Source organism: Ramlibacter sp. Leaf400, from assembly GCF_001424545.1.
In the GTDB taxonomy this organism is placed as follows: Bacteria; Pseudomonadota; Gammaproteobacteria; order Burkholderiales; family Burkholderiaceae_C; genus Ramlibacter.
The window spans coordinates 44,056-63,206 of record NZ_LMQL01000011.1 but is presented as its reverse complement, the minus strand read 5'-3'; the positions used below and the strand labels follow the sequence as shown (position 1 = coordinate 63,206).

Annotated in this window: 21 protein-coding genes; 10 read left to right on the top strand and 11 right to left on the bottom strand. The window is 69.6% G+C overall.

Translation table 11 applies throughout. The annotated features are described in order from the left end of the window. Positions 1-55: 55 nt before the first annotated feature. From ASG30_RS13945 to ASG30_RS13920, 6 genes are all read right to left on the bottom strand, one after another. Positions 56-1,372 carry a TRAP transporter large permease gene (locus tag ASG30_RS13945; protein WP_055897709.1) on the bottom strand — a complete coding sequence of 439 codons (1,317 nt, stop codon included), beginning with the start codon at positions 1,370-1,372 and terminating at the stop codon, positions 56-58. Then, positions 1,369-1,878, bottom strand: a complete 510-nt coding sequence (locus ASG30_RS13940; protein ID WP_055897706.1) for a TRAP transporter small permease — start codon at positions 1,876-1,878, stop codon at positions 1,369-1,371. The genes ASG30_RS13945 and ASG30_RS13940 overlap by 4 nt, the downstream gene beginning before the upstream one ends. 78 nt (positions 1,879-1,956) lie before the next feature. Further along, positions 1,957-2,652: a fumarylacetoacetate hydrolase family protein gene (locus ASG30_RS13935; RefSeq protein WP_055897701.1), complete on the bottom strand. Its 696-nt coding sequence runs from the start codon at positions 2,650-2,652 to the stop codon at positions 1,957-1,959. Then, complete coding sequence (gene gtdA / locus ASG30_RS13930) at positions 2,649-3,704, bottom strand: gentisate 1,2-dioxygenase (RefSeq protein WP_082522110.1); 1,056 nt, start codon at positions 3,702-3,704, stop codon at positions 2,649-2,651. Before gtdA ends, ASG30_RS13935 begins: the two co-directional genes overlap by 4 nt. Positions 3,705-3,725: 21 nt before the next feature. Beyond that, a complete protein-coding gene (locus tag ASG30_RS13925) occupies positions 3,726-5,069 on the bottom strand; it encodes an FAD-dependent oxidoreductase (RefSeq protein ID WP_055897698.1) in 1,344 nt (447 codons plus the stop codon). A gap of 2 nt (positions 5,070-5,071) precedes the next feature. Next, positions 5,072-6,265 (bottom strand): 3-hydroxybenzoate 6-monooxygenase, encoded by a 1,194-nt coding sequence (locus ASG30_RS13920; protein ID WP_055897695.1) that lies wholly within the window; start codon positions 6,263-6,265, stop codon positions 5,072-5,074. Positions 6,266-6,379: 114 nt separating this feature from the next. Here ASG30_RS13920 and ASG30_RS13915 point away from each other — a divergent pair, with 114 nt between their 5' ends. Then, positions 6,380-6,817 carry a MarR family winged helix-turn-helix transcriptional regulator gene (locus tag ASG30_RS13915; RefSeq protein WP_055897692.1) on the top strand — a complete coding sequence of 146 codons (438 nt, stop codon included), beginning with the start codon at positions 6,380-6,382 and terminating at the stop codon, positions 6,815-6,817. A 135-nt stretch (positions 6,818-6,952) separates the two neighbouring features. On the opposite strand, the gene ASG30_RS13910 is transcribed toward ASG30_RS13915, so the two are convergent. From ASG30_RS13910 to ASG30_RS13900, 3 genes are read right to left on the bottom strand one after another with little or no spacing between them, the layout of a single operon-like run. Continuing rightward, entirely contained in the window at positions 6,953-7,279 is a 327-nt protein-coding gene (locus ASG30_RS13910; protein ID WP_055897689.1) for a 2Fe-2S iron-sulfur cluster-binding protein, read from the bottom strand. Between the two features lie 7 nt (positions 7,280-7,286). Then, positions 7,287-8,765: a glutamine synthetase family protein gene (locus tag ASG30_RS13905; protein WP_055897686.1), complete on the bottom strand. Its 1,479-nt coding sequence runs from the start codon at positions 8,763-8,765 to the stop codon at positions 7,287-7,289. After that, positions 8,762-10,177, bottom strand: coding sequence for a Rieske 2Fe-2S domain-containing protein (locus tag ASG30_RS13900; RefSeq protein WP_055897683.1), 1,416 nt, complete (start codon positions 10,175-10,177; stop codon positions 8,762-8,764). The genes ASG30_RS13905 and ASG30_RS13900 overlap by 4 nt, the downstream gene beginning before the upstream one ends. A gap of 55 nt (positions 10,178-10,232) precedes the next feature. Here ASG30_RS13900 and ASG30_RS13895 point away from each other — a divergent pair, with 55 nt between their 5' ends. Genes ASG30_RS13895 through pgeF form a run of 5 tightly spaced genes read left to right on the top strand, consistent with a single transcriptional unit; the run spans position 10,233 to position 13,421 of the window. Further along, positions 10,233-10,955 carry a GntR family transcriptional regulator gene (locus tag ASG30_RS13895; RefSeq protein ID WP_055897680.1) on the top strand — a complete coding sequence of 241 codons (723 nt, stop codon included), beginning with the start codon at positions 10,233-10,235 and terminating at the stop codon, positions 10,953-10,955. Continuing rightward, the gene (locus ASG30_RS13890; protein WP_055897677.1) at positions 10,952-11,650 is read left to right on the top strand and encodes an AzlC family ABC transporter permease; all 699 of its coding nucleotides are present in this window, start codon (positions 10,952-10,954) and stop codon (positions 11,648-11,650) included. Before ASG30_RS13895 ends, ASG30_RS13890 begins: the two co-directional genes overlap by 4 nt. Continuing rightward, a complete protein-coding gene (locus ASG30_RS13885; RefSeq protein WP_055897674.1) occupies positions 11,640-11,951 on the top strand; it encodes an AzlD family protein in 312 nt (103 codons plus the stop codon). Before ASG30_RS13890 ends, ASG30_RS13885 begins: the two co-directional genes overlap by 11 nt. Positions 11,952-11,991: 40 nt before the next feature. Then, positions 11,992-12,633, top strand: a complete 642-nt coding sequence (maiA, locus tag ASG30_RS13880; RefSeq protein ID WP_055898691.1) for a maleylacetoacetate isomerase — start codon at positions 11,992-11,994, stop codon at positions 12,631-12,633. Beyond that, positions 12,633-13,421 carry a peptidoglycan editing factor PgeF gene (gene pgeF, locus ASG30_RS13875; protein WP_055897670.1) on the top strand — a complete coding sequence of 263 codons (789 nt, stop codon included), beginning with the start codon at positions 12,633-12,635 and terminating at the stop codon, positions 13,419-13,421. The genes maiA and pgeF overlap by 1 nt, the downstream gene beginning before the upstream one ends. Here the strand turns inward: pgeF and ASG30_RS13870 are convergent. Then, positions 13,353-13,640: a hypothetical protein gene (locus tag ASG30_RS13870; RefSeq protein ID WP_055897666.1), complete on the bottom strand. Its 288-nt coding sequence runs from the start codon at positions 13,638-13,640 to the stop codon at positions 13,353-13,355. The two genes, pgeF and ASG30_RS13870, sit on opposite strands and share 69 nt — an antisense overlap. A gap of 90 nt (positions 13,641-13,730) precedes the next feature. Here ASG30_RS13870 and ASG30_RS13865 point away from each other — a divergent pair, with 90 nt between their 5' ends. The 3 genes from ASG30_RS13865 (at position 13,731) to phbB (ending at position 17,559) form a co-directional block, all read left to right on the top strand. After that, positions 13,731-15,452, top strand: coding sequence for a PHA/PHB synthase family protein (locus ASG30_RS13865; protein ID WP_055898688.1), 1,722 nt, complete (start codon positions 13,731-13,733; stop codon positions 15,450-15,452). Between the two features lie 113 nt (positions 15,453-15,565). Then, positions 15,566-16,747: an acetyl-CoA C-acetyltransferase gene (locus ASG30_RS13860; protein WP_055897663.1), complete on the top strand. Its 1,182-nt coding sequence runs from the start codon at positions 15,566-15,568 to the stop codon at positions 16,745-16,747. 74 nt (positions 16,748-16,821) lie between these two features. Beyond that, positions 16,822-17,559, top strand: coding sequence for an acetoacetyl-CoA reductase (gene phbB, locus ASG30_RS13855; RefSeq protein WP_055897660.1), 738 nt, complete (start codon positions 16,822-16,824; stop codon positions 17,557-17,559). Positions 17,560-17,625: 66 nt separating this feature from the next. Here the strand turns inward: phbB and ASG30_RS13850 are convergent, their stop codons facing one another. Beyond that, positions 17,626-18,030 (bottom strand): hypothetical protein, encoded by a 405-nt coding sequence (locus ASG30_RS13850; RefSeq protein WP_055897657.1) that lies wholly within the window; start codon positions 18,028-18,030, stop codon positions 17,626-17,628. A 125-nt stretch (positions 18,031-18,155) separates the two neighbouring features. Between ASG30_RS13850 and dusA the strand changes: the two genes are divergently transcribed. Then, positions 18,156-19,151: a tRNA dihydrouridine(20/20a) synthase DusA gene (gene dusA / locus ASG30_RS13845; protein WP_268793579.1), complete on the top strand. Its 996-nt coding sequence runs from the start codon at positions 18,156-18,158 to the stop codon at positions 19,149-19,151.

Genomic DNA, 19,151 nt, shown 5'->3' with positions numbered 1-19,151 from the left:
CCTAGGGATGCCGGAAGTTAACTGCAGGCTCGAGGGTGTGCCACGGGGCTTTCCCTCAACGGATGAAGCCCACCAGCCACAACGGGATGATCGGGAAGAAAAGGAACAGCAGGGTGCGCAGCACGTCGCTGATCAGGAAGGGCATGACGCCGCGGTAGGTCTCGCCCATCGGCACGTCCTTGGAAAGGCCGTTGACGATGTAGACGTTCAGCCCCACCGGCGGCGCGATCAGTCCGAAGCCCACCGTCATCAGCACCACGATGCCGAACCAGATCGCCACCGATTCCTTGGGCATGCCGAAGTCCAGGCCCACGATGATCGGAAAGAAGATCGGGATCGTGAGCAGCAACATGGACAACTCGTCCATCACGGCGCCGAGCACCACGTAGAACAGCAGGATGGCCACGACCACCAGCAGCGGCGAGACGCCCCAGCTGCCCACCACCGCGGCCAGTTGGTTGGGCACCTGCGTCAGCGCCAGCGCCGCGTTCATCAGGTCGGCGCCCAGGAAGATCAGGAAGATCATGGCGGCGCTCACCGCGGTGCCGTAGAAGCATTCCTTGAACTTGCGCAGCGTCATCTGGCCCTTGAGCAGGGCCGTGAGGAAGGTGGTGGACGCGCCCACGGCCGCGCCCTCGGTGGGCGTGAAGAAGCCGCCGTAGATGCCGCCGAACACCAGCAGGAAGATGATGGCGATGGGCGCCACGCCCAGCAGCGCGCGCAGTGTCATCCGCGGCACCTCCTCCACTTCGGGCGCGTGGCCCGGCACCAGGCGCACGTAGAGGGCGACGGCGATCATGTAGCCGACCATCGCGATGATGCCGGGGACGATGGCCGCGGCGAACAGCTTGCTGATGTTCTGCTCGGTCAGGATCGCGTAGATCACCAGCACGATCGACGGTGGCAGCTGGATGCCCAGCGTGCCGCCGGCCGCCAGCGTGCCGGTGGCGATGCGGCCGGAATAGCCGTGGCGGCGCATCTCCGGCAAGGCCACGCTGGTGATGGTGGCGGCGGTGGCCACCGACGACCCGCTGATCGCCCCGAAGGCGGCGCAGGCCAGCAGCGAGGCCATCGCCAGGCCGCCCTTGAAGCGGCCCATCACGGCCGCGGCGAACTCGAACAGCGACTTGCTGATGCCGCCCTTGGTGGCGAAGTGCCCCATCAGGATGAACAGCGGGATCACCGACAGGTCGTAGCTGGCGAAGCGCGCGAACGACTGGGTGTTCAGGAAGAACGAGAAGGGCGCCCATCCGGTCTGCAGCACGTAGCCGATGGCGCCGGCCGCGAACATGCTCACCGCGATCGGGATGCGCACGGCCATGCAGGCCAGCATGATCCCGAAGATCAGGACCGTGAGGGTGATCGGGCTCATTGCACGGCCTCCTCGGCGGCGTGCACCGGATCCTCCGGCTTGGTCTCGCCGAAGCCGGACACCGCCTGGACCAGGCCGATCAGCGCGGTGAGCGCGAAGGCGGGGACCATGAAGGCGTACACCACCCACTCGGGAAAGCCCATGATCTGGGTCTCCGAATGGGACTGCCAGACGTTGATGCCGCCCAGCGTGGTGCGCCAGGCGAGCAGCGCGAACAGCACCGCCAGCAGCAGCGCGCCGGCGCGATCGAGCTTGTCGTTCACCCGCTCGGGCAGGCCCGCGGTGAAGAAGTCCACGATGATGTTCCCGCGCCGGACCTGGCACAGGGGCATGAACAGCGCGATGGCCGCGCCGGCCGCCACGCCCGTGAGCTCGAAAGCGCCCACGATGGAGTCGCCGGTGGTGTTGCGGCCGATCAGGCTGCCGCACGTCATCAGGGTGATGCCGGTCAGCAGCACGCCGGCCAGGATGGCGCACAGCTTGGCCAGGGGTTCCAGAACGCGCACGGGCAGGCTCCTTCTTGTTGTTTGCCGCGCCGCCACCGGCGCGCGAGCGCGATTATGGTCGCGCCGCGCCGTTGTGGATCAGGCGACGCGCACGCGCAGCTCGCCCAGCCCGGCCACGCTGCCCACCAGCGTGTCGCCGGCCGAGACCGCCGCCACGCCTTCGGGCGTGCCGGTGAAGATCAGGTCGCCCGGCTGCAGTTCCCAGGCCGCCGACAGGTGTTCGATGGTCTCGCCGATGTTCCAGATCAGCTTGGAGACGGTGCTGCGCTGGCGGTCCTTGCCGTTCACCTGCAGCCAGATCTCGGCCTGGGTGACGTCGCCGGCCTGCGCGGCCGGCGTGATCGGCCCCATCGGGCCGGACTGGTCGAAGGCCTTGCCGATGCACCAGGGGCGGCCCTGCTTCTTCATCTCGCCCTGCAGGTCGCGGCGCGTCATGTCCAGGCCCACGGCGTAGCCGAAGATGTGCTTCTGGGCGTCGGCCGCCTTGATGTTGCGCCCGCCGGTTCCGATGGCCACCACCAGCTCGATCTCATGGTGCAGGTCCTTGGTGAGCGGGGGGTAGGGGATGGTCCCGGTCTCGCCCGCGGGCACCGGCACGATGGCGTCGGCCGGCTTCAGGAAGAAGAAGGGCGGCTCGCGTCCGGTGAAGCCCATCTCCTTGGCGTGCTCCTCGTAGTTGCGGCCCACGCAATAGACGCGGTGGATCGGGAACCGTTCGCCGCGGCCCTGCACGGGGACGGACGGCACGGGCGGGGGATTGAAGACGTAGCTCATGACAACCTTTCTTCCTTGTGAAGGGCCAGCGCCTGGTGGACGGGCCGGTCCGAATAACTGAACAGCACGCAGCCGGTGGCCGAAGCGAGCCGGGCAGTGTGCCATGAGGGAATCACGAAATGATCGCGCGGGCCGACGTCGAAATGCCAGCGCTTGTCGCCGGCTTCGACCTCCACCGTGCCCGATCCCTCCACCACGCTGTAGACCGCGCCGTCGGTCTGGCGCCAGCCCTTGCCCGCGAAGCCGGCGGGCAGCTTCTGCATGAAGGTGGCCATGGTGGGCATCGGGTAGCCGCCGGTGAGCGGGTTGACGTAGCGCAGCTTCACGCCGTCCCAGGCGTCCACCGGCGCGTCGCGCTCCAGCCGTTCGAGCGCCTCGCGGCTGCGTTCGTAGGGGTAGCTGAAGATCGGCGAGGTGGCGCCGAAGGGCGCGTCGTGCCGCACCGGCACCATGTTGTGGCCGTAGCGCGCGAGGCTGGTGCCCTCGGTGCGGCTGACCTGCTGCGAGCGGGCGGCATCGTTCTCGGCGAAGCCCGCATCGAAGAAGCGGACCATGGGGATGTCCAGCCCGTCCAGCCAGACCACCGGGCCGTCGGCGTCGCTGCCGTGGTCGTGGAAGGTCCAGCTCGGCGTGATGATGAAGTCGCCCGGGTGCATCGTCGTGCGTTCGCCGTCGACCGCGGTGTAGGCCCCGCTGCCTTCGACGATGAAGCGCAGGGCGCTCTGGGTGTGGCGGTGACTGGGCGCCACCTCGCCGGGCAGGATCAGCTGAAGACCCGCATACAGCGACTGCGTGATGGCTGACTGGCCACGCAGCGCCGGGTTCTCCAGGATCAGCACGCGCCGCACCGCCTCCTCGGCGGTGATGGCCTGGCCGGCGCGCATCAGGAAGGGCCGCACTTCGTCGTACGCCCAGTGCGCGGGCACGCAGGGCGTGGAGGGCTTTTGCGGCACCAGGGCGTGCAGCACCTCCCACAGCGGCGTGAGGTGGTGCGGGTCCATGTCACGGTACAGCTGCTGGCGCGCCATCAGCGGATTGTCGGGAGCGTTCATGCGGTTTCTCCTTCGCAGCGTTCAGTCCTCCAGGCCCAGCCAGGCGCCCTGGGCCTGCAGCCTGGTCTGCAGTGCGGCAGTGTCCACCCGCGCCGCGGTCGTGTTCCCTTCCAGCGCAAGCGACGCCGCGCAGCCGGCCGCCTGGCCCATCACGAAGCAGGCGCCCGTCACGCGCGCGGCCGACTGCGCCTCGTGCGTCATCGACGCGCAGCGGCCCGCGATCCACAGGTTGGCCAGGCCCGGCGGCACGGTCATGCGGTAGGGCAGGTGGTTGAAGCCGCGGCTCTGCGGGATCTTCGGCCAGCGGAATTCCACGTCGCCCTTCAGGTGCAGCTCCAGCGGCCAGCCGTTGACGCCGACGGTGTCGTCGAAGCTGGCGCACTCCAGCACGTCGGCCTCGGTCAGCTGGTAGAGGCCCCGCACGCGCCGGGTCTCGCGGATGCCCACCTGGGGCGCGATGTCGACGATGTAGGAGCGCTCGAAGCCCGGCACCTCGCGCAGGAATCCGGCCACGCCCGCGATCTGGCGCCGGCCCAGCACCTCGGCCTGCGTCAGTTCGTCGGCGTCGGTGCCGTCCAGCGCGTTGCCCTGCGCGTTGGCCAGCTGGGTGAGGTTGACCCGCCACTCGATGCCGCTCTTTTGCGGCCGCACGATGGGCGTCTTGCGCGGAAAACGGTGGCGCCCCTCGGCCTCGGCCTGCAGCATCAGGCCGGGGATCGTCTCCCAGGCCTTGCCGGCGCGGTCCGGGTCCACGCCGTTGATGCGGAAGATGGTGGAGGGGTAGAGGAAGTTGCCCGCGCCGTCGCCCTTCTCGTAAGGCACGCCGGCCCAGGCCGCCAGGTCGCCGTCGCCGGACGCGTCGACGAAGGCGCGGCCCAGGACCGCGCGCCGGCCCGACTTGGTCTCCACCAGCAGCGCGTCGATGCGGTCGGGCGACGCCATCACCACGCCTGCCGCCAGCGCATGGAACAGCAGCTTCACCCCCGCCGAAGCCATCAGCTCGTCGGCCGCGATCTTGTACGCCGCCGTGTCGTAGGCCTGGGCCACCGTCTTGCCGAACAGCGCATGCGGCGTGTTCAGCCCGCCCAGCCGGTCGATGCGGTCCAGCAGCTCGGTGGCAACGCCATGCACCACGCGGCGGATGTCGCCGTGCACGTTGGCGTGCAGGCCGCAGAAGTTGGTGACCCCGGCGGCCGTTCCCATGCCGCCGAGGAAGCCGTAGCGCTCGACCAGCAGCGTGGAGCAGCCCGCCTTCGCCGCCGCCACGGCCGCCGCGATGCCGGCCGGGCCGCCGCCGAGCACGACCACGTCGTAGTCGCCATGGACCTCGGTCTGGCGGGAGGGTTCGGTGAGGGTGCGGGCCATGGTCAGGCGAACAGCCGCTGCGGGGCTATGCCCTCGTACATCCACTTCAGGCCGGCGAAGCCCGCCGATTCCTGGCCGCCCTGGAACATGCGGTTGCGCAGTTCGCGGGCCACGCCGCTCGCGTGGTAGATGTCGCCGTAGAAGCGCGCCGTGAGCTGCACGCGGCCGGTTCGCAGGTAGCGCTCCTGCTGGTACAGCTGGAACGACCGCTCGAAATCGCCGCCGGTGTGGCGCAGCGCCTCGCCGAGCACCACGGCGTCCTCGATCGCCTGGCCCGCGCCCTGCGCCAGGTACTGCAGCATGGGGTGGGCGGCATCGCCCAGCAGCGTGACGCGGCCGCGGCTCCAGTCGCGCACCGGCTCGCGGTCGCACAGCACCCACATCTTCCAGGTCTCGATCTTGCCCAGCAGCTCGCGCACCTGCGGCACGGCCTGCGCGAAGCGCTCGGTCAACTCGGCGGTGTCGCCGAAGGTGTTCCAGCCTTCGTCGTACTTGTTGCTGTGGAACACGGCCACCAGGTTGAACAGCTCGCCCCGCCGCAGCGGGTAGTGCACCAGGTGGGTCTTCTCGCCGCCCCACAGCAGCACGTCGTCGCTCCACAGGTGCGCAGGCACGTCCTCCCGCCGGAGCACCGCGCGGTAGGCGATGTGGCCGGACACGCGCGGCTTGCCGTCGCCCACGATGGCTTCCCGCACGCGGCTCCACAGGCCGTCGGCACCGATCAGGGCCGCACCTTCCACGACTTCGCCGCCGGCGAGCGTCACCCGCACGCCGGCGCCGTCCTGCTCGAAGGCTTCGACCTTGGCGCCGGTGCGCAGCGTCACCGCGGGCAGGGCCTTGACCGCGTCGAGGAAGACCTGGTGCAGGTCGGCCCGGTAGATCACGCCGTACGGAAAGCCGTAGGCCGCACGCGCCGTGTCGCCCAGGGGAACGCGCACCACCTTCTCGCCGGTGCGCACGTCGTTCATGCCCAGCCCGGGCGGGAAGTACGCGACGTCGTTCACCGCGCCGGTGAGGCCCAGGTACTCGAACATGCGGAAGATGTTCGGCCCGAGCTGGATGCCGGCGCCGATCTCGCCGAAGGCGGACGACTGTTCCAGCACGGTGACCGGCAGTCCCTGGCGCGCCAGCACGTATGCGGCTGCGAGGCCGCCGATGCCGCCGCCGGCCACGAGCACGGATGAAGGTGAAGGCATGGAGGGATCCTCAGGCTGGCTCGGCAGCGGGGCCGGCACAAATGCTAAGCATACATACTATCTGGCGCCCCGGCAACGGCGCAAGCCGCTGCGGCGCTGGCTACACTCGGTCGCATGCCCAAGAGCTTCGACTTCGAGCAGGCGCCCGGCCACCTGATCCGGCGCGCGCACCAGGTCGCCGTGGCCATCTTCATGGAAGAGACCGGCGAGCACGAGGTCACGCCGGTGCAGTTCGCCATCCTCAATGCCCTGATGGACGACCCGGGCGAGGACCAGGTCACGCTGGCCGGGAAGGTCGCGTTCGATGCGGCCACTTTCGGCTCGGTGATCGGGCGGCTGGAGGCCAAGGGCTGGGTTCGGCGCGAGCCCGACGCGGGCGACCGCCGCCGCAAGCTGCTGTGGGTCACGCCCACCGGGCAGGAGGCGGCGCTGGCGATGAAGCGCGCGGTGGCCCGGGCGCAGCGCCGCATCCTCGGGCCGCTGGAGCCGCAAGAGCGGGAGACGCTGGTGGAGCTGCTGAGCAAGCTGGTGCAGGGGCACGCGGCCGAGTGAACCGCTGACCCGGCGTTCCGAAATCGCCCGTTTTCGTCGTCCTCGCGGAGGCGGGGACCCAGTGCTTCCGCTTTCACGCTTGGGAGACGGGAGCACTGGATTCCCGCCTTCGCGGGAATGACGGCAGCGTCGCGGCTAGGTCTGCGTCGGCGGCAAGTCGACCGTCAGCCCATCCAGCGCCGGCCCCAGCGCGATCTGGCACGACAACCGGCTGTTCGCCCGCCGCGGGGATGCGGTGAACTCCAGCATGCCCAGCTCGTCCTGCGTCGGCGGCGGCAGCGCGGCCAAGAACGGCTCGCGCACGTACACATGGCAGGTCGCGCAGGTCATCAGCCCGCCGCATTCGGCTTCGATGCCGTGCACGTTCGCGTCCACGGCCGCCTGCATCAGGCTCTGGCCGGGCTTGCCTTGCACGGTGAGCGCCTCGCCGCCGTCGGCGGGCACCAGGTGGACCTTGATCATGGGAACCCTAGAAGCGGCTGAAGTACTCGCGCCGCATGAAGTCGGTCTTGTCCTCGGCGGCCTCGTGCCGCTGCAGCTCCGAGGTCTTGACCGTCACGAAGTAGTCGATGAAGGAGGGGCCGAATCCCTCGCGCAGCACGGCGTCGGAACGCAGGGCCTCCAGGGCTTCGCCCAGGCTGGTGGGCAGGCGCGCGTCGGCCTCGCCGTACGGGGCGTCAGTGGCGGGCGGCGGCTGCAGCTTGCGCCCGATGCCGTCCAGGCCCGCATGGATCTGCGAGGCCATGTAGAGGTAGGGATTGGCCGTGGGCTCGCCCACGCGGTTCTCGATGCGCGTGCCCGCGTCGCCGCACTCGCCGACCACGCGCAGCATCGCGCCGCGGTTGTCGCGGCCCCAGAGCACCGATTGCGGCGCCAGCGCATTCGGGCGGAAGCGGCCGAAGCCGTTGACCGTCGGCGTGCAGAACACGGCCATGGACCGCGCATGCGCCAGCAGCCCCGCGAGGTAGTGCGCCCCGAGGTCCGACAGCGTGTGGTTCGCGTCCACCGGCGTGCTGCCGGCGGCCGGCGCCTCGCGCCGGAAGGCGTTGCGGCCGCTGGCGGTCTCGACCAGCGACTGGTGCAGGTGCCAGCCGCTGGACATGATGTTGGGAAAGGGCGGCCGGCACATGAAGGTGGCGTGGTAGCCCGCGCGGCGCAGCGCCTGCCGCACGCCGTTGCGGAACAGGACCATGTTGTCCGCCGCCGTCAGCGCATCGGTGACGTCGAACACCGCTTCCACCTGGCTGGGCCCAAGTTCGATCTCCAGCGACAGCAGCGGCAGGCCCAACGCCTGCGCGGTGCGCTGGACGATGCGCAGCGGCTCTTCGGCGCGGTCGTACCAGTTCTCGGCCAGCAGGTTGTAGCCGGGGTGGACGAGCTCCAGCGCGGGCGGCAGGCCGGGCCACGCCGCCTGCTCGGGATCGAGTTCGGCCGAGTCGTCGGTGATGCGGTAGACGTGGAACTCGACCTCCAGGCCGCAGTGCATGCCCAGGCCGGCTTGGGCCAGGCGGTCCAGCGCCTGCTGCAGCACGCGGCGCGTGTCCAGCGGCACCGGCGTGCCGTCCTGGAACCAGGGCTGAGCGCGCAGCCAGCCGGTGCCGGGGGTCCAGGGCAGCTGGCGGAAGCTCTCGGGGTCGGGCAGCAGCAGCAGGTTGTTGGCGAAGCCGAAGCCCGGCAGGCTGGCCGTGCCGCCGCGCTCGAACACCTTGTATGCGGTGCGGTCCGAGGTGTCCTTGAGCATCAGCGTGCTGACCATGCCGATGCCCTCGTCCAGCGCGCGTCGCACGGCCGAGGCCACCAGCGTCTTGCCGCGCGTCACGCCGTGCAGGTCGCACCACGCGATGCGCACCAGCTCCAGTCCGGCCGCGTCGATCAGCCGGGTGGTGCGCTGGCTGGCCTCTTCGCGGGCAGGGGTGTGGAGGCCGCAGCGCTCGGCGAAGCGGGTCACGCCGGCTCCGTCCCGGCCTTGGCGTCGGCCGGCTCGGCCTGAGCCGATGCCGAGGCGAGCCAGGGCGCGCCTTCGCGCTTGGCCCGCACGCGCTCTAGCCACCAGGTGGGCCACTCGCCGGCCGGGGCGATGCCGTCGACCGTGTCCGGGCCCTGCATCTGCGGCGCCAGCGACGCATCCGCCACGCCGGGCGCGGTGCCCCCGGCCTGCACGGCCTCGATCGCCTTGAGCAGCATGCGGCGGTTGGCCATGATCACCTTGTCGCTGGTGCCCAGGTGTTCGCGCGTGCGGTCCTGGATCGGGCCCATGCTCTCCACCGCCCACTGGTCGTGCACGTTGATGTCTTCCTCGCCCATGCCCAGGTAGGTGGTGGTGCGCTGCTCCTCGGGGTTGAAGCCCCAGCGGTTGTGGCGCCCGGCGTTGGGGACGTAGTCGGGCAGCGAGATGAACTGCAGCCGCTGCCGGCGCATCGCCTCCTTGTCCACCGGTCCGGCGAAGCTGGTGAACACCGAATACCAGTACGTGTGGGTGTCGTCCACTGGCAGGTGCAGCTGCGTGATGGTCAGCGTCTCGGACAGCGGGATCACGAAGGTCTGCGGGAAGATCGCGTGGGTGATGCGCACGTGGGTGAGCTCCTGCGTCATCGGCCGCAGCGCAGTGAGCTGCAGGCCCCAGGGCCTGGGCTCGAACGAGATCTCCGGCTGGTGGAACTCCCGCATGATCCGCGTCATCGGCCAGCGCTCGCCACCCTGGAACTCGCCCGCGCTGGCGCTTCGGAACTGCTTGCCGGCGGCGTTGTCGCCGATGGCGTCGAGCGAGGCGTCGTTCAGGAAGCGGTGCAGGAAGGACGGGTGCGCCGGGTCGATGCCCACCTCCATGGCCTGCAGCCAGTTGCAGTTCCACAGGCCCTTGAACGCGAAGGTGTGGGTCGGGGGCGCGGCGAAGCAGTCGAACTGCGGGAAGGGCGGCGGCTCGGTGCCTGGCTCGCCGAACCACGCGAACAGGATGCCGCTCTTCTCCAGCACCGGGTAGCTGCGCTGGCGCACGCGCTCGCACAGCTTGCTGCCGGCGGGCTCGGCCGGCGTCTCCAGGCAGGTGCCGGCGGCATCGAACTTCCAGCCGTGGAAGGGACAGCGCAGCCCGTCGCCCTCGTGCCGGCCGAACGACAGGTCGGCGCCGCGGTGCGGACAGGCGCGGTCGAGCAGGCCCCAGCGGCCCTGCTGGTCGCGCAACAGCACCAGGTCCTGGCCGAGCGCGCGCACGGGCTTGACCGGCCGCTGCGCCATGCGAGGGTCCAGCGCCGGGTCGAACTCGTCCACCAGCGCCACCGGTTGCCAGTACTGGCGCAGGACGGCCCCGCAGGGCGTGCCCGGGCCGATGCGCGTCACCAGCTCGTTCTGTTCGGCCTTCATCGCGATCCTTCCAAAACGGTATACCGAAATTGAAGATCAGTGTACAGTCCGCTCCATGAACCTGCAAGAGACCGTGCTGATGCAGCTGCGCGACCTCATCCTGCGCGGTGAGTTCGCGCCGGGCCAGCGCCTGGCCGAGCAGCAGCTGGCCGAGCGCCTGGGCGCTTCGCGCACGCCGGTGCGCGCGGCGCTCGTCACGCTGGAGCAGGAAGGGCTGGTCGAGGCCAACGAGACCGGCAAGTACCTGGTGCGGCAGTTCACGCCGCGCGAGGTGGCCGATGCCATCGCCGTGCGCGGCCATCTCGAAGGCATGGCGGCGCGGCTGGTGGCCGAGCACGGCGTGTCACGCCAGCTGCAAGGCGACCTGGAGGCCTGCCTGGCCGAGGGCGACCGGCTGCTGGCCAGCGACCCGCTGGACTACGACAGCTACGCCGGCTACGCCACGATGAACGACCGCTTCCATGCGCTCATCCTGGAAGCCAGCGGCAACCGCGCCCTGCAGCGCGCGATCGCGGTGAACAACGCGCTGCCGTTCGCGCCCGCGTCGGCCATGCTGCCGATGCAGTCCACCCTGCAGCAGGATCGCGACTGGATGCTGTACGCGCACCGCCAGCACCACATGCTGTTCGACGCGCTGCGGCGAGGCGAGGGCGCGCGCGCCCAGGCGCTGGCGGTGGAACACACCGAGGTGGCGCAGATGAACCTGCGCCTGGCGCTGGAGCGCCGCAGCGAGACCGAAAGGCTGATGCCGGCGATCCGCCTGGTGGTCGGGCGGTGAGCGAGGCGCCGGTCCGCTTCACCCGCGAGGGCGTCTGGCGCGGCTTCGTGCTCTCGCAACCGCTGGCGCCGGGCGTTGCCGTCTACGGCCTGGTGTTCGGCGCGCTGGCCGGCGAACGCGGGCTGTCCTGGCTGCAGGCCACGCTCATGAGCGGGTTCGTCTATTCCGGCAGCGCGCAGCTCGCGGCCCTCCAGGTGTGGAGCACGCAGTCGTCGGCCGTGCTGGCGCTGGTCCTCACCGTGTTCGCGATCAACGCGCGCTACCTGCTCTACAGCGCTTCCCTCCACCCCTGGCTGTCGCAGGTGTCGCGGCCGAAGGCGCTGGGCACGCTGTTCCTGCTGGGCGACGGCGGCTGGGCTTTGTCGATGCGCGAACACGCCGCGGGCTACCGCGACGCCGGCTTCGTCCTGGGCAGCGGGCTGGCCGGCTTCCTGCCGTGGATGGGCGGGACGCTGGTGGGGCACCTGCTGGCGCGCGAGATGCCGGACCCGCGCGCGTGGGGGCTGGACTTCATGCTGCCGGCCTTCGCCGCCGCCATCGGCATCTCGCTGTGGCGCGGCCGGGCGGACGTGGCGCCGCTGGCCTGCGCGGTGGCGGTCGCGCTGCCGATGCAGCTGTGGGCACCCAGCGGCTGGACGGTCGTGCTGGCCGGCCTGGCCGCGGGCATCGCGGGAGCCCTGCGCCATGGACGCTGACGCCAGCTTCTACCTGGCCGTGCTCGGCATGGCCGTGGCGTCGTACGCCTGCCGTGTCGGCGGCTTCCTGCTCATGGGCTGGCTCCCGATCACGCCGCGGCTCGAAGCGGCGCTGCGCGCCATGCCGATCGGCGTGATGGCGGGCATCGTCGCGCCCTCGGTGGCGGCCGGCCGCCCGCCAGAGATCGCCGGACTGCTGGCGGTGGCGGTCGTGATGAAGCTCACCCGAAGCGACATCGTCGCGGCCCTGGCGGGCGCGGCCGTGGTGGCCATCGGTCGCCGGCTGCTGGGCACGTCGTAGACGTGCGTCGGGCCGCGCGGGCGGGTTTATGCTCGCCGCGATGAAGCTGCACAACTACTTCCGCTCCTCGGCCTCGTTCCGCGTGCGCATCGCGCTGGAACTCAAGGGACTGTCGTACGAGTACCTGCCGGTGCACCTGGTCAAGGGCGAGCACAAGCAGTCCGCCTATGCGGCCGTGTCGCCCTCGAACCTGGTGCCGACCCTGGAAACCGACCAGGGCGAGCGCCTGGGGCAGTCCATGGCCATCATCGAATACCTGGACGAGACGCACCCGCAGCCGCCGCTGCTGCCGGCCGACGCCCTCGGGCGCGCGCGCGTGCGGGCGCTGTCGCAGCTGATCGCCTGCGAGATCCATCCGCTCAACAACCTGCGCGTGCTCAAGTACCTGGTGAGGGAGCTGAAGGTGGAAGAGGAGGCCAAGAACACCTGGTACCGCCACTGGGTGCGCGAAGGCCTGCTGGCCTTCGAGCGCGAACTGGCGCAGCTGCCGCGCGGCAGCTACTGCTACGGCGACACGCCGACCCTGGCCGACTGCTGCCTGGTGCCGCAGATCTTCAACGCCAAGCGGTTCAACACCGACTTCTCCGGCCTGGAGCGCACGATGGCGGCGTTCGACACCTGCATGCGCCACCCCGCCTTCCAGAAGGCGCAGCCTTCCAGCTGCCCGGACAACGAGCCCTGATGCGCGAAGCCCCCGCGGGGTTCCTCGTGCCGGACTGGCCGGTGCCGACCGGCGTACGCGCGCTGTGTTCGACGCGCGAAGGCGGCGTCTCTGTCGCGCCCTACGACAGCCTGAACCTGGGCGACCACGTCGGCGATGACGGTGGGGCGGTCGCGGAAAACCGGCGCCGTTTCGCGGAGGCGCTCGATGCGCGTCCGGTGTTCCTGAAGCAGGTGCATGGCGTGGAGGCCGTGCAGCTGTCGAACGGCAGCGCGGACGGCCTGGAAGCCGACGCCTGCTGGACGCGCGAGCGCGGCGTGGCCTGCACCATCATGGTCGCCGACTGCCTGCCGGTGCTGCTCGCCGACCGCGCGGGCACCTGCGTCGCCGCGGCGCATTGCGGCTGGCGCGGGCTGGCCGGCGAGGGTGGACGCGGCGTGCTGGAAACCTTGTGGGCCACCTGGTGGCCGCGGGTGGCGAACGACCCGCAGTCGGCCGCGGACCTCACGCTCGCCTGGTTCGGTCCCTGCATCGGACCCACCGCCTTCGAAGTGGGCGACGAGGTCCGGGCGGCCTTCGAAAATGCGGACTCGCGCGCGGCGCGCCATTTCGTTCCCGCTTCGCCCGGCAAGTGGCTGGCGAACCTTCCCAGCCTGGCCCGCGATCGGCTGCAGGCCCTGGGCCTTCGCAGCGTGCACGGCAACGACGGCAGCACCGGCTGGTGCACCGTCTCCCATCCCTCAAGGTTCTTTTCGCACCGGCGCGACCGCGTCAGCGGACGCCTGGCCGCTGCCGTCTGGCTGGCCTGAAACGGCCGCCTGCTGGGCTTCGTGCTCGGCCTGCTCGCGCGCCTTGATCGCGCGCTTGCGCGCGGGCGTGGCCATGATGTAAGCGACCAGAGACACCGGCCCCACGCCATAGAGCAGAAAGGTGAAGATGGCGCCCAGGACGGTGCCGTCGGTGCTGGTGGCTTCGGCCACGGCCATCATCAGCGCCACGTACATCCAGCCTATGAGAACGATGTACATCAGCGGGACAACAGAAAATTGTTGCAGTGCAACATGAGAGGTGGAATACTTCGGGATAACCCTAGGTAAAACGATTCAGGAGACAAGATGATGAATTCTGGGCCCGATTGGGCGGCCAACGCCCGCCAGCTCCAGCAGTCCCTCGAAGAAGGCTGGCAGCGAACCCTCGAAACCTTCGGCGGCGGCAAGCCGCTCACGGCCTTCGCCGGTCTCGGCGAAATGACCAACGCACCGCCCCTGCTGCCGCAGCTGTCCTTCTCCGCGGACAAGCTGGCCGCGCTGCAGCAGGCCTACCTCAAGGAAGCGTCCGAACTGTGGAACCACGGCCTCTCGGGCGTGGCCGGCGGCGACAGGCGCTTCACCAGCGAGGCCTGGGGCAGCAACCCGGTTTCGGCGTTCACCGCCGCGAGCTACCTGCTCAACGGCCGCACGCTGCTGGGCCTGGTGGAGGCCGCCGAGACCGACGCCAAGACCAAGGCCCGCCTGCGCTTCGCGGTGGAGCAGTGGATGGCCGCCTCGGCGCCCAGCAACTTCCTGGTGCTCAACGCCGAGGCCCAGAAGAAAGCCGTGGAGACGCGCGGCGAGAGCATCGCCAAGGGCGTGCAGAACCTGCTCAACGACATCCAGCAGGGCCACGTCTCCATGACCGACGAGCGCCAGTTCGAAGTCGGCCGCAACGTGGCCACGACCGAAGGCGCCGTGGTGTTCGAGAACGAGCTTTTCCAGCTCATCGAATACAAGCCCAGCACGGCCAAGGTGTACGAGCGGCCCTTCCTGGTGGTGCCGCCCTGCATCAACAAGTTCTACATCCTGGACCTGCAGCCGGAGAACTCGCTGGTCAAGCACCTGGTCGACCAGGGCCACCGCACTTTCGTCGTCAGCTGGCGCAACCCCGACGCGCAGCTCGAGAGCAAGACCTGGGACGACTACGTGGGCGAGGGCGCGCTCGAGGCCATCCGCGTCGTGCAGGAGATCAGCGGATCCAAGCAGATCAACGCGCTGGGCTTCTGCGTGGGCGGCACCATCCTGGGCACCGCGCTGGCCGTGCTGGCCGCGCGCAAGCAAAAGCCCGTGGCCTCCGCCACCTTCCTGACCACGCTGCTGGACTTCACCGAGACCGGCGTGCTGGACCTCTTCATCGACGAGAACTTCGTGAAGTTCCGCGAGATGCAGATGGGCGAGAAGGGCCTGCTCAAGGGCCAGGAACTGGCGTCCACCTTCAGCTTCCTGCGACCCAACGACCTGGTGTGGAACTACGTCGTGGGCAACTACCTCAAGGGCGAGACGCCGCCGCCCTTCGACCTGCTCTACTGGAACAGCGACTCGACCAACCTTCCGGGCCCGATGTACGCCTGGTACCTGCGCAACACCTACTTCGAGAACAATCTCGTCAAGCCGGGCAAGTGCACGGTGTGCGGCGAGAAGATCGACCTGCGCAAGGTCGACATCCCGGTGTACCTCTACGGTTCGCGCGAGGACCACATCGTGCCCATCGGCGGCGCCTACGCCAGCGTGCAGCACCTGCCGGGCAAGAAGCGTTTCGTGACGGGTGCGTCCGGCCACATCGCCGGCGTGATCAACCCGCCGGCCAAGAACAAGCGCTCCTACTGGACCAACGACAAGCTGCCTGCCACCCACGCCGAATGGCAGGCCGGCGCCCAGGAGCACGCGGGCAGCTGGTGGCCCGACTGGATGTCCTGGCTCAAGCCGCAGGCGGGCAAGCAGGTGCCGGCGCCCAAGCGCTACGGCAAGGGCAACGCCTACCAGGCCCTCGAGCCGGCGCCCGGTTCGTACGTGAAAGCGAAGGCGTAGCCTTTGCTTGCACAGGGGCCAGGGGCTAGGGGCTAGGGTCTAGGGCAACAGCCAGGACGCCACCCCAAGCCCTAGCCCCTAGCCCCCAGTCCCTAGCCCCTCAAGGAGTCCCCATGGAAGACATCGTCATCGTCTCGGCCACGCGCACCGCGGTCGGCAAGTTCGGCGGCTCGCTCGCCAAGATCCCCGCGACGGAGCTAGGCGCCCTCGTGATCAAGGAAGCCCTCGCGCGCGCCAAGGTCGATCCGGCCCTGGTGGGCGAAGTGATCATGGGCCAGGTGCTCGCCGCCGGTGCGGGCCAGAACCCCGCACGCCAAGCCTCGCTCAAGGCCGGCCTGCCCAAGGAAGTGCCGGCGCTGACGATCAATGCGGTGTGCGGCTCCGGCCTGAAGGCCGTGATGCTGGCCGCGCAGGCGATCGCCTGGGGCGACAGCGAGATCATCGTGGCCGGCGGCCAGGAGAACATGAGCGCCGCGCCGCACGTGCTGCTGAACTCGCGCGACGGCCAGCGCATGGGCGACTGGAAGATGATCGATTCCATGATCGTCGACGGCCTCTGGGACGTCTACAACCAGTACCACATGGGCATCACCGCGGAGAACGTGGCCAAGCAGTTCGGCATCGACCGCGCCGCGCAGGACGCGCTGGCCCTGGGCAGCCAGCAGAAGGCCGCCGCCGCGCAGGAAGCCGGCCGCTTCAAGGACGAGATCGTCCCGGTGAACATCCCGCAGAAGAAGGGCGACCCGGTCGTCTTCGCGCAGGACGAGTTCATCAACAAGAAGACCAACGCCGAAGCGCTGGCCGGCCTGCGGCCCGCCTTCGACAAGGCCGGCAGCGTCACGGCCGGCAATGCGTCGGGCATCAACGACGGCGCCGCCGCGGTGGTGGTGATGTCCGCCAAGAAGGCGGCCGCGCTGGGCCTCAAGCCGCTGGCGCGCATCGCCGGCTTCGGCACCTCCGGGCTCGACCCCGCCACCATGGGCATGGGCCCGGTGCCGGCGTCGCGCAAGGCGCTCAAGAGCGCCGGCTGGAACGTGCAGGACGTCAACCTGTTCGAGCTCAACGAGGCGTTCGCGGCGCAGGCCTGCGCGGTGAACAAGGAGTTGGGCATCGATCCTTCCAAGGTCAACGTCAACGGTGGCGCCATCGCCATCGGCCACCCCATCGGTGCGTCGGGCTGCCGGATCCTGGTGACGCTCCTGCATGAGATGCAGCGCCGCGAGGCGAAGAAAGGCCTGGCCGCCCTGTGCATCGGCGGCGGCATGGGGGTTTCCCTCGCCGTCGAAGCGGTCTGATTGGCTAGAGTGGTCCGGCGCCCGCGCAATGCGGGCTCCCCACTCGCATTCGTCACAAAACGCAAGGAGAAGACATGGCTCAGAAAGTGGCATACGTGACCGGTGGCATGGGCGGCATCGGCACCGCCATCTGCCAGCGCCTGCACAAGGAAGGCTTCAAGGTGATCGCGGGCTGCGGACCCACCCGCGACTTCAAGAAGTGGCTCGATGAGCAGAAGGCTCAGGACTACTCCTTCCACGCGTCGGTCGGCAACGTGGGCGAGTGGGAGTCCACCGTTGACGCGTTCAGCAAGGCCAAGGCCGAACACGGACCGATCGACGTGCTGGTGAACAACGCCGGCATCACGCGCGACCGCATGTTCCTGAAGATGACGCGCGAGGACTGGGACGCGGTGATCGAGACCAACCTCAATTCCATGTTCAACGTCACCAAGCAGGTGGTGAGCGACATGGTGGAGCGGGGCTGGGGCCGCATCATCAACATCTCGTCGGTCAACGGCGAGAAGGGCCAGGCCGGCCAGACCAACTACTCGGCGGCCAAGGCCGGCATGCACGGCTTCACCATGGCGCTGGCGCAGGAGCTGGCCAACAAGGGCGTGACGGTCAACACCGTGAGCCCGGGCTACATCGGCACCGACATGGTCCGCTCCATCCGCCAGGACGTGCTGGACAAGATCGTCGCGACGATCCCGGTCAAGCGCCTGGGCGAGCCCAGCGAGATCGCTTCCATCATCGCCTGGCTGGCGTCGGACGAAAGCGGCTATTCCACCGGTGCGGACTTCTCCGTCAACGGCGGCCTGCACATGGGCTGAGGGCGCGTCTGCCAAACGAAGAAGGCCCGCGCTGCGGGCCTTTTTCTTTGGCGAGGGCGCCAGGCGCTAGGCCAGGTCCTCGATCACCAGCATCCGGTACCGCTCCGCGAAGGCCGGCATCTGGTCCTTGAGCAGCGCCATCACGCGCTCCGCGTCCTCGCCGTGGGGCGCGTGGATCAGCAGCGCGTAGTGCCCCTTGGACGCGTAGTCGGCATAGCGGCGCACCGTGTCGGCTTCGGTGCCGGGCGAGGGCAGCGTCGAGTCGGCGCTGCCGACGGTGCGCACGATATCCCTCAGCATCACCTCCGGCGTGATGAGGCAGATCTCCTCGTCCGCGACGCCGCCGTCCGACAGCGTCCGCCCGGCGTTGCGGGCGGCCTTCTCGTCCGCGAACATCGCCACGATGTGGCCGGTGGGGTAGAACTGCCCACCCATGGTGAGCATGTTCTTGCTGAGCTCGAAATTCCGCATTGGCGCCTCCAGCACTTTCGTATGAACGGAACCATTCCAGCGTGGCCGGCCCGGCCGTCGTGTCGGTGACTGAGGTTTGACCCTGTAGGAAGGCTCCCCGGATGGCACGGCTTACAGTGCTGCCCGTGAACGAATTTCCCCCCGCGGACCGCTGGCGCCTTTCGGTGGCGCCGATGATGGACTGGACCGACCGCCATTGCCGTTTCTTCCACCGCCTGATGACCCGGCGCACGCTGCTCTACACCGAGATGGTCACCACCGGCGCGCTGCTGCACGGTGACGTGCCCCGGCACCTGGACTTCGACGAGACCGAGCACCCGGTGGCCCTGCAGCTGGGCGGCAGCGAACCGGCCGACCTGGCGCATTGCGCCCGGCTGGGCCAGCAGTGGGGCTACGACGAGATCAACCTCAACTGCGGCTGCCCCAGCGAACGGGTGCAGCGCGGCGCTTTCGGCGCCTGCCTGATGTCGGAACCGCAGCTGGTCGCCGATTGCGTGAAAGCCATGGTCGACGTGGTCGGCATCCCGGTGACCGTCAAGCACCGCATCGGCATCGACCAGGACGACCGCTACGAGTTCGTGCGCGACTTCGTCGGCACCGTGGCCGAGGCCGGCTGCCGCGTCTTCGTCGTCCACGCCCGCAATGCCTGGCTCAAGGGCCTGTCGCCCAAGGAGAACCGGGAGATCCCGCCGCTGCGCTATGAAACCGTGCACCGGCTCAAGCGCGACTTCCCCGGCCTGCTGTTCGTGATCAATGGCGGCCTGGCCACCAACGCCCAGGTGCAGGAGCACCTGCAGCGCGGGCTGGACGGCGTGATGGCCGGCCGCGAGGCGTACCACAACCCCTGGTGGCTGGCGTCCTGGGACGAGGCGTTCTACGGCGAGGCGGCGTTCGCCGGCAGCCGCGAGTCGGTGGAGGCGGCGCTGGTCGACTACATGGCGGCCGAGAAGCGCGAGCGCGGCACGTCCTGGTATTCCGTGGCCCGGCACATGCTCGGGCTGCGCAACGGCCTGCCCGGCGCGCGGCGCTGGCGCCAGGTGTGGAGCGACCACCGCTTGAAGACACTGGACCCGCACGAGGTGATGGCCCGGGCGCACCGCCAGGTCGCGCTGGCCGCCTGA

Excerpts from the sequence above, each read along its gene's own strand:
- pgeF (WP_055897670.1), top strand. The coding sequence starts at position 12,633 with ATGCGCGAAGCCCCCGCGGGGTTCCTCGTGCCGGACTGGCCGGTGCCG.
- ASG30_RS13885 (WP_055897674.1), top strand. The coding sequence starts at position 11,640 with ATGGACGCTGACGCCAGCTTCTACCTGGCCGTGCTCGGCATGGCCGTG.
- maiA (WP_055898691.1), top strand. The coding sequence starts at position 11,992 with ATGAAGCTGCACAACTACTTCCGCTCCTCGGCCTCGTTCCGCGTGCGC.
- ASG30_RS13900 (WP_055897683.1), bottom strand. The coding sequence starts at position 10,177 with ATGAAGGCCGAACAGAACGAGCTGGTGACGCGCATCGGCCCGGGCACG.
- gtdA (WP_082522110.1), bottom strand. The coding sequence starts at position 3,704 with ATGAACGCTCCCGACAATCCGCTGATGGCGCGCCAGCAGCTGTACCGT.
- ASG30_RS13910 (WP_055897689.1), bottom strand. The coding sequence starts at position 7,279 with ATGATCAAGGTCCACCTGGTGCCCGCCGACGGCGGCGAGGCGCTCACC.
- ASG30_RS13860 (WP_055897663.1), top strand. The coding sequence starts at position 15,566 with ATGGAAGACATCGTCATCGTCTCGGCCACGCGCACCGCGGTCGGCAAG.
- ASG30_RS13925 (WP_055897698.1), bottom strand. The coding sequence starts at position 5,069 with ATGGCCCGCACCCTCACCGAACCCTCCCGCCAGACCGAGGTCCATGGC.
- phbB (WP_055897660.1), top strand. The coding sequence starts at position 16,822 with ATGGCTCAGAAAGTGGCATACGTGACCGGTGGCATGGGCGGCATCGGC.
- ASG30_RS13865 (WP_055898688.1), top strand. The coding sequence starts at position 13,731 with ATGAATTCTGGGCCCGATTGGGCGGCCAACGCCCGCCAGCTCCAGCAG.
- ASG30_RS13870 (WP_055897666.1), bottom strand. The coding sequence starts at position 13,640 with ATGTACATCGTTCTCATAGGCTGGATGTACGTGGCGCTGATGATGGCC.
- ASG30_RS13920 (WP_055897695.1), bottom strand. The coding sequence starts at position 6,265 with ATGCCTTCACCTTCATCCGTGCTCGTGGCCGGCGGCGGCATCGGCGGC.
- ASG30_RS13895 (WP_055897680.1), top strand. The coding sequence starts at position 10,233 with ATGAACCTGCAAGAGACCGTGCTGATGCAGCTGCGCGACCTCATCCTG.
- ASG30_RS13935 (WP_055897701.1), bottom strand. The coding sequence starts at position 2,652 with ATGAGCTACGTCTTCAATCCCCCGCCCGTGCCGTCCGTCCCCGTGCAG.
- ASG30_RS13915 (WP_055897692.1), top strand. The coding sequence starts at position 6,380 with ATGCCCAAGAGCTTCGACTTCGAGCAGGCGCCCGGCCACCTGATCCGG.
- ASG30_RS13850 (WP_055897657.1), bottom strand. The coding sequence starts at position 18,030 with ATGCGGAATTTCGAGCTCAGCAAGAACATGCTCACCATGGGTGGGCAG.
- ASG30_RS13945 (WP_055897709.1), bottom strand. The coding sequence starts at position 1,372 with ATGAGCCCGATCACCCTCACGGTCCTGATCTTCGGGATCATGCTGGCC.